Genomic DNA, 8382 nt, shown 5'->3' on the forward strand with positions numbered 1-8382 from the left:
GAACGCCCTCCGGCCATGGGACAAGATTTTCCCGTGGCCGCGAGGATAGCGTCAGCCGCGCTCGGAAGGCACCGACGACAATTCAAACGGGCTGCTGCTGCGCCGCTGGTTACGATCTTCCCGCGGCGTGGCGCCGAAGAAATTGCGATAGGCGCTGGAGAAATGCGGCCCCGAAGAGAAACCGCACGACAGGCCGATCTGAATGATCGACTTGCTGGTTTGCATCAACATCTGCCGGGCCTTGTTCAAACGCAGCTCAAGGTAATACTGGCTTGGCACGCGGTTGAGGTATTGCTTGAAGATCCGCTCCAGCTGCCGACGGGACACGCAGACGTGCTGGGCAATTTCGTCGGTGGTCAGCGGTTCTTCGATGTTGGCTTCCATCAGCAACACGGCTTGCGTGAGTTTCGGGTGGCTCGAACCGAGACGGTTTTGCAGGGGAATGCGCTGACGTTCGCCGCCTTCACGGATGCGCTCGACCACCAGTTCTTCGGACACCGCACCGGCCAGTTCGGCGCCGTGATCACGGGCCAGCACGGCCAGCAACAGATCGAGTACGGACAAACCACCGCACGCGGTCAGACGATCACGATCCCAGTCGAACAGATGACTGGTGGCAATGACTTTCGGGAAACGCTCGGCAAAATCGTCCTGCCAGCGCCAGTGCACGGCGGCGCGGTAACCGTCGAGCAAACCGAGTTGCGCCAACGGATAGACACCGGCCGACAAGCCGCCGATCACACAACCGGCTCGCACCAGTTGTTTCAGGGCACTGCTGAGCGCCGGCGCCAGACTCGTCGGCGGCTCATCTGCCAGCAGGAACAGTTTCTGGAAGTTTTCCAGCTTGCCGGCCCACGGCTCACCGGGCAATTGCCAGGCGCTGTCGGTTGGCGATTCGGCCTGCAGAAACGACAGTTCGTAAACCACGTCCGGATGCACACGCTGAGCAACGCGCAAGGCCTCCTCAGCCAGCGCAAGCGTCAGTGCTTTAGTGCTGGGCCAAATCAGGAAACCAATTCGATGGGCAGTCATGGCGGGCAATCCGAAACTCAAACAGTGATGAAGGCATGGGCCAATGCTAGCCCGAAAGTGAATGCAAATCTTGAAACCAACAAAGATCCATTGTGGGAGCGAGCCTGCTCGCGAAAGCGGTGGATCAGCCAACATCCATGCTGGATGTCACAACGCTTCGCGAGCAGGCTCACTCCTACAGGGTATTTCGTCAGCCCCAAGGGTTGCGAAGCATGCACTATCCCGGTGCGCAACGGGCGTTCGGTTTATTTCAGGCTGCCCGAGAGGAATTGTTGCAGGCGTTCGGACTGTGGATTGACCAGCACTTCACGCGGGTTGCCGCTTTCCTCAACGATACCTTTGTGCAGGAACACCAGCTGATTCGACACTTCACGGGCGAAGCCCATTTCGTGAGTCACCACCACCATGGTCCGGCCTTCCAGCGCCAGGGCCTGCATGACCTTCAACACGTCGCCGACCAGTTCCGGGTCGAGTGCCGAGGTCGGTTCGTCGAACAGCATCACTTCCGGTTCCATCGCCAACGCACGGGCAATCGCCACACGCTGCTGCTCGCCGCCGGACATATGGCCCGGGTAGGCGTCCTTGCGGTGCGCCACGCCCACCTTGTTCAGGTAATGCTCGGCTTTTTCGCGGGCTTCGGCCTTGGACATGCCGAGCACGTGGACCGGCGCTTCCATGATGTTTTCCAGCGCGGTCATGTGCGACCACAGATTGAAATGCTGGAACACCATCGACAGGCGCGAACGCATGCGCTGCAACTGTTTCGGGTCGGCGGCCTTCAGCGCGCCGTCCTTGTTCGCCACCAGTTTCAGCTCTTCGTTGTTGAGCAGAATCTTGCCCGCGTGCGGCTGTTCGAGCAGATTGATGCAGCGCAGGAACGTACTCTTGCCGGAGCCACTGGAGCCGATGATGCTGATCACATCGCCGGCCGCCGCTTTCAGGGACACGCCCTTGAGCACTTCGTGACTGCCATAGCGTTTATGCAGGTCTTGGACTTCAAGTTTGTACATGCGGTCGGTTCTCACAAAAACAGTCAGTCAGTCGTTGAGCAAGCGCCCGTGACGCAGCGCTTCGCGCCCCGCCACCTTGGCCAGCCAGAAACCCGGTTGGGCGTAGCGCAGCCGTTCAATGGCAAACAGCACCCCGGACGTACCAGCACACACCGTGCTGACGCGATCCGCCAACGGATCGATCACTTCGAAAATTTCGTCACCTGCCTCAACCCACTCGCCGGGTTTACGCAGGAAACTGATCACGCCCGGATGCGGCGCAAACAGCAACTCGGTGCCCTCGAACGGCAGGCCTTCGCAAGCGTCTTGCGCAGGCTTCGGCCATTCGCCGCTAATCAGCCCCTGCTCGGCCAGAAACGCGAGGATGCCCTCGGCCCAGGCTTCGGCATCAGCCCGATCAGTGTCGGCCTGGCCGGCCAGCTCGATGGTCGTCGCCAGACACGCCAGTGATATCTGCGCGTCCGGGAACAGCCGCGAAAGGCGCAGCCACGGCAGCGAACACGCTTCGTCGAACGAACTGCCACCGGAATCTTCCGCCAACAGGCCGACCTTCACGCCCAGGTGCGCGGCGAGCGAACGCCATTGCGGCCAGTGTTGTGGCAAGGCGTACATGTGCAGCGCGGCGTCGGTATCGCAATGCAAATCCAACACCACGTCGGCGGTGCAGGCATGCCCGAGCAAGATGCGCTGCATGCCTTGCAACTGGCTGGCAGCAGGCGGCAACGCGGCGAGCACATCGCTCATGGCCTGGCGGATCAAGCGGATATTGGCGTGCGGATCATCACCCAGACGGCCGTCCAGCGCAGCCGCCACCGGGGCGCTCAGCTCAACGAAATCGCGGTTGAAATTCTTGCCGCTGCCCGCCTCGAAACGACCTTGGTGATTGCCTTGCAGCAATTGACCCAGGCCCAGTGGATTGGCAACGGGGACCAGTTCGATCACACCGTTGAGCAAACCTTGAGCTTCGAGTTCGCTCAGGCGCTTTTTGAGCTCCCAGGCCACGCGCATTCCTGGCAATTCGTCGGCGTGCAGGCTGGCCTGAATGTAGGCTTTGCGCTCGCCGCTGCCGAAACGGAAGACCGAAATCTGCCGCTCGCTGCCCAGGTTGTTCCACGGCAATGAATGATCGATGCGTTCCATATCAGTGCTTCCGCGGGGCCAGATAGCCCAGCCAGCGGCGCTCGGCCAGTTTGAACAGGCGCACCAGAATGAAGGTCAGGCACAGGTAGAAAACGCCCGCCGTGATGTACGCCTCGAACGGCAGGTAGTACTGCGCGTTGACGGTGCGCGCGGCGCCGGTGATGTCGATTAGCGTGACGATGGACGCCAGACTGGTGGTCTGCAGCATCATGATCACTTCGTTGCTGTACTGCGGCAGTGCCCGGCGCAAGGCCGATGGCAGCAGGATGCGCTTGTACATTTTGAAGCGCGACATCCCCATCGCCTTGGCCGCTTCGATCTCGCCGTTCGGCGTCGCGCGCAGGCTGCCGGCGATGATTTCGGCGGTGTAGGCGCTGGTGTTGATAGCGAATGCCAGGCACGCACAAAAAGTCGCGCTGGACAGCCACGGCCACATGAAGCTCTCACGCACCGCTTGGAATTGCGCCAGCCCGTAGTAAATCAAAAACAGCTGCACCAGCATCGGCGTGCCGCGAATCACGTAGGTGAACAGCCACGCCGACATATTGACCACGGCGTTTTTCGAGACGCGCATCAGCCCCAGCGGCAAGGCCGCCAGCAGACCAAAAAACAGCGAAATCGCGAGCAATTTGAGGGTCGTCAGCAAACCGCCAAAGTACAGCGGCAGGGCCTCCCAAATGACGTTGTAGTCGAAGATCATAGATCAGCCGCCCTTACGCCTACCGAGTAGCGCTTCTCAAGTTGACGCAGTATCAGCAACGAGACGCTGGTGATCACCAGGTACATGGCCGCCACTGCGAGGAAGAAGGTGAAAGGTTCGCGGGTGGCATCTGCCGCCTGCTTCGCCTTGAACATCATGTCTTGCAGACCGACCACCGAAATCAGCGCGGTCGCCTTGGTCAAAACCAGCCAGTTGTTGGTGAAACCCGGAATCGCCAGACGAATCATCTGCGGCACCAACACCCGGAAGAACACCTGAAAACTGCTCATGCCATACGCCATGCCGGCTTCGGCCTGGCCTTTGGGAATGGCCATGAACGCGCCGCGGAAAGTCTCCGACAGATAAGCACCGAAAATGAAACCCAAGGTACCAATACCGGCCGCCAGTGGATTGAGATCGATGTAGTCGTCATAACCGAGCATCGGCGCCACGCGGTTGAGCAAGTCCTGACCACCGTAGAAAATCAGCAGGATCAACACCAGATCGGGAATGCCGCGGATGACCGTGGAATACAGGTCGCCCAGCCAGGCCAGCCAGCGCACCGGCGACAGCCGCAATGCCACGCCGATCAGACCCAGAAGGATGGCCAGGGCCATGGACGACAAGGCGAGCTGAAGCGTCAGCCATGCGCCATCGAGGATGACAGCCCCGTAGCCTTTCAACATGATTCAGGTCCTCGAATGTTCGGATGAAAAAATGGCGCAAACCTCAGAGATCCTGTTGCTTGCGCCATTTCGGACTGTCGCCGGGACGTTATTACTTGCCGTAGATATCGAAGGCGAAGTACTTGTCCTGGATTTGCTTGTATTTGCCGTTCTCGCGAATGGCAGTGATCGCGGTGTTGATTTTTTCTTTCAGGGCGTCACCTTTGCGAACGGCGATACCTACGCCGTCACCGAAGTACTTGACGTCGGTGAAGGCCGGGCCAACGAAGGCGTAACCTTTGCCGGCGTCGGTTTTCAGGAAACCGTCATCCAGCAAGGTGGCGTCTGCCACGGTACCGTCGAGGCGACCGGCAGCCACGTCGAGGTAGATTTCGTTCTGCGAACCGTACGGCTTGATCTCGGCACCCAGCGGAGCCAGGACTTCGCGGGCGAAACGCTCGTGGATCGAACCGCGCTGCACGCCGATGTTCTTGCCTTTGAGCTCAGCCAGGCTGTCGCTGACCTGAACGCCCGATTTCATCACCAGACGTGCCGGCGTGTTGTAGTACTTGTTGGTGAAGTCGACAGACTTCTTACGGTCTTCAGTGATCGACATCGAGGACAGGATCGCGTCGATCTTGCGTACTTTGAGGGCCGGGATCAGGCCGTCGAATTCTTGCTCGACCCAAACGCACTTGACCTTCATTTCTTCACACAGAGCGTTGCCGATGTCGTAGTCGAAACCAACGATGCTGCCGTCTGGAGCTTTGGAAGCGAACGGCGGGTACGCCGCTTCGATACCAATCTTTACAGGCTTGTCATCGGCGAAGGTTGGCAGAGACAGCACGGACAGTGCCAAGGCGCCAAGCAGCACGAGTTTCTTCATCTTTGGACTCCATCGGTAAAGGGCAAAAACGGCAGAGTGAGCAACAGCCCAATATGCGAGTGAGTGGAACCGGAAAGCGGTTGCTGCGTCATGCCAAGCGTACGTTGTTTTCAACACACGCAACGACGAGCGAGTGATCGGCATTCTAACGACAGGCCCGAAGTCGATATTTCTTCAATGCGACAACAAATTACAGAAGCACCGAGAAAGCCGTTTAGGCACGTTGACAGCCCTGCAATTTCATGCAAGACCAAAAGACATTTAACCGATCTATGCTGCAAATTGCGGGCCTATTATTGGCAAAGCCTTCTAATCCGGCAAGCTTGGCGTTGATTCAAATTTTTTATTGAGGGAAAGGGTGCTCTGGAGCGAGGCATTGCGTTTCCCATCGCCCCGTATCGGCGCGGGGGGTTACACATTTGGTTACTTGAAGGGCAGCGGGTAACAAAGGGAAATGGACTACAGGGTATGTCGATAATTATTGGCTGGTGTTTATTCGGTGTCTGACAGATGGCCATCGCCAGCAGGCTGGCTCCTACAGGGGAGTTGAGTCAGGCGGACATTCTGGGTCCGCTGCAGATCAACTGTGGGAGTGAGCCTGCTCGCGATGAGGCCGGTCTGACCAACATGAAACCCAGGCAAGAAAAAACCCCGTCAGGCTCGCCGCCAGACGGGGTTTCAATGACTCATGAATAGGGTTTACGCCACATTCATCGTCTTGTGCGTATCTATCAAATGCTGCACCACGCTCGGATCCGCCAGGGTCGAAATATCGCCCAGCCCATCGTATTCAGCCGTGGCGATCTTGCGCAGAATGCGGCGCATGATCTTGCCCGAACGGGTTTTCGGCAGCCCCGGTGCCCACTGGATGACGTCCGGCGAAGCAATCGGCCCAATCTCTTTACGCACCCAGTTCTTCAACTCGATACGCAGTTGCTCGCTCGGCTCTTCGCCGCCGATCAAGGTGACGTAGACATAAATGCCCTGCCCTTTGATGTCGTGCGGCACGCCCACCACAGCCGCTTCGGCGACTTTCGGGTGCGCAACCATGGCGCTTTCGATTTCGGCAGTGCCCATGCGGTGGCCGGACACGTTCAGCACGTCGTCCACACGACCGGTGATCCAGTAATAACCGTCTTCATCGCGACGGGCGCCGTCACCGGTGAAGTACATGCCGCGGAAGGTTTTGAAGTACGTATCGACGAAGCGGTCATGATCGCGATACAGCGTACGTGCCTGACCTGGCCACGAATCAAGAATCACCAGATTGCCCTCGGCGACGCCTTCGATGATGTTGCCCAGGTTGTCGACCAACGCCGGCACCACGCCGAAGAACGGTCGCGCGGCGGAACCCGGTTTCAAGGCATGAGCGCCCGGCAACGGGCTCATCATGTTGCCGCCGGTTTCGGTCTGCCACCAGGTATCGACGATCGGGCAACGGGATTTTCCGACGTTCTTGTAGTACCAGTCCCACGCTTCCGGGTTGATCGGCTCACCGACCGAACCGAGCAGGCGCAGGCTGCTGCCGTCAGCGCCTTCAACCGCCGCTTGACCCGACGCCATCATCGCGCGGATCGCGGTCGGTGCGGTGTAGAGGATGTTGACCTTGTGCTTGTCGACGATTTTCGCCACCCGGGTAATGTCCGGATAGTTCGGCACGCCTTCGAACAGCAGCGTGGTCGCGCCATTGGCCAAGGGGCCGTAGACGATGTAAGTGTGGCCGGTGACCCAGCCGACATCGGCGGTGCACCAGTAGATTTCACCCGGGCGGTAGTCGAACACGCGCTCGTGGGTCAGCGCGGCGTAGAGCAGATAACCACCGGTGGTGTGCTGCACGCCTTTAGGCTTGCCGGTGGAACCCGAGGTGTAAAGGATGAACAGCGCTTCCTCGGCGCCCATTTCTTTCGGCGCGCAAACGCTGCCCGCCACTTTCATCAGGTCTTCGTACCAGATGTCGCGATGCTGGTTCCACTTGATGTCGCCACCGGTGCGCTTGCACACGATGACTTTCTGAATGCTGCTGGTTTCCGGGTTGGTCAGCGCGTCATCGACGTTAGTCTTGAGCGGGATCTTCTTGCCGGCACGAATGCCTTCATCAGCCGTGATCACCACTTTCGAGCGGCAATCGATGATGCGACCGGCCAGGGCTTCCGGTGAGAAACCACCGAACACCACCGAGTGAATCGCGCCGATCCGGGTGCAGGCGAGCATGGCGACCACGGCTTCAGGGATCATCGGCATATAAATAGTCACCACGTCGCCGCGGTGCACATCCTGGCCGCGCAAGGCGTTGGCGAATTTGCAGACTTGTTCGTGCAGCTCGCGATAGGTGATGTTGCGGCTTTCGGAAGGGTCATCCCCTTCCCAAATGATCGCGATTTGATCGCCGCGCTCGGCCAGATGACGGTCGAGGCAGTTGTAGGAAACGTTCAAGGTGCCATCGGCAAACCACTTGATGTCGACGTGGTGATCGTCGAAGGAAGTCTGTTTCACCGCGGTGAAAGGCTTGATCCAGTCGAGGCGCTTGGCTTGCTCGCGCCAGAATCCATCGGGGTTGACGACCGACTGCTGGTACATGGCTTTGTAGGTTGCCTCGTCGGTCAGCGTGTTGGCTGCTACCTCGGGACGAACGGGATACAGAGAAGCCGCACTCATCTTTCTTACCTCGGTGGAATAGTTGTTTTTGTATGGGCCCAGTTGTAACGGGGCCGGGCCTATAGAACCATTCGACGATGGTAGTAACAAGGCCCTACAAATTGTCGTGGATAGCAGCCGCCACCGCGAATTTGTAGCAGCTGCCGAGCCTGCGAGGCTGCGTTCGACTGCGCAGCAGTCGCCGATCGGCGAACGCTATTTCACCGAAAGACCGCGTCGACGTATCTGACGACAGCTGCGCAGCCGAACGCAGCCTCGCAGGCTCGGCAGCTGCTACAAAAAGAACCGCGACAG

General features: G+C 59.0%; 7 protein-coding genes. All 7 read right to left on the minus strand.

Annotated elements, in window-relative coordinates:
• Nucleotides 1-51: 51 nt before the first annotated feature.
• A complete protein-coding gene (locus DU29_RS0104140; RefSeq protein ID WP_028620570.1) occupies nucleotides 52-1032 on the minus strand; it encodes a GlxA family transcriptional regulator in 981 nt (326 codons plus the stop codon).
• 245 nt (nucleotides 1033-1277) lie between these two features.
• Nucleotides 1278-2042, minus strand: a complete 765-nt coding sequence (locus DU29_RS0104145) for an ABC transporter ATP-binding protein (RefSeq protein ID WP_010457249.1) — start codon at nucleotides 2040-2042, stop codon at nucleotides 1278-1280.
• 27 nt (nucleotides 2043-2069) lie between these two features.
• Complete coding sequence (locus tag DU29_RS0104150; RefSeq protein WP_028620571.1) at nucleotides 2070-3182, minus strand: M14 family metallopeptidase; 1113 nt, start codon at nucleotides 3180-3182, stop codon at nucleotides 2070-2072.
• 1 nt (nucleotide 3183) lies between these two features.
• Nucleotides 3184-3882: an ABC transporter permease gene (locus tag DU29_RS0104155; RefSeq protein WP_028620572.1), complete on the minus strand. Its 699-nt coding sequence runs from the start codon at nucleotides 3880-3882 to the stop codon at nucleotides 3184-3186.
• Nucleotides 3879-4568, minus strand: a complete 690-nt coding sequence (locus DU29_RS0104160) for an ABC transporter permease (protein ID WP_028620573.1) — start codon at nucleotides 4566-4568, stop codon at nucleotides 3879-3881. Before DU29_RS0104160 ends, DU29_RS0104155 begins: the two co-directional genes overlap by 4 nt.
• A gap of 91 nt (nucleotides 4569-4659) precedes the next feature.
• A complete protein-coding gene (locus DU29_RS0104165; RefSeq protein ID WP_028620574.1) occupies nucleotides 4660-5433 on the minus strand; it encodes an ABC transporter substrate-binding protein in 774 nt (257 codons plus the stop codon).
• 699 nt (nucleotides 5434-6132) lie between these two features.
• Nucleotides 6133-8088 carry an acetate--CoA ligase gene (gene acs / locus DU29_RS0104170; protein ID WP_028620575.1) on the minus strand — a complete coding sequence of 652 codons (1956 nt, stop codon included), beginning with the start codon at nucleotides 8086-8088 and terminating at the stop codon, nucleotides 6133-6135.
• Nucleotides 8089-8382: the final 294 nt, after the last annotated feature.

Origin of the sequence: Pseudomonas sp. Ant30-3, assembly GCF_000690905.1 — a bacterium.
Taxonomy (GTDB): Bacteria; Pseudomonadota; Gammaproteobacteria; order Pseudomonadales; family Pseudomonadaceae; genus Aquipseudomonas.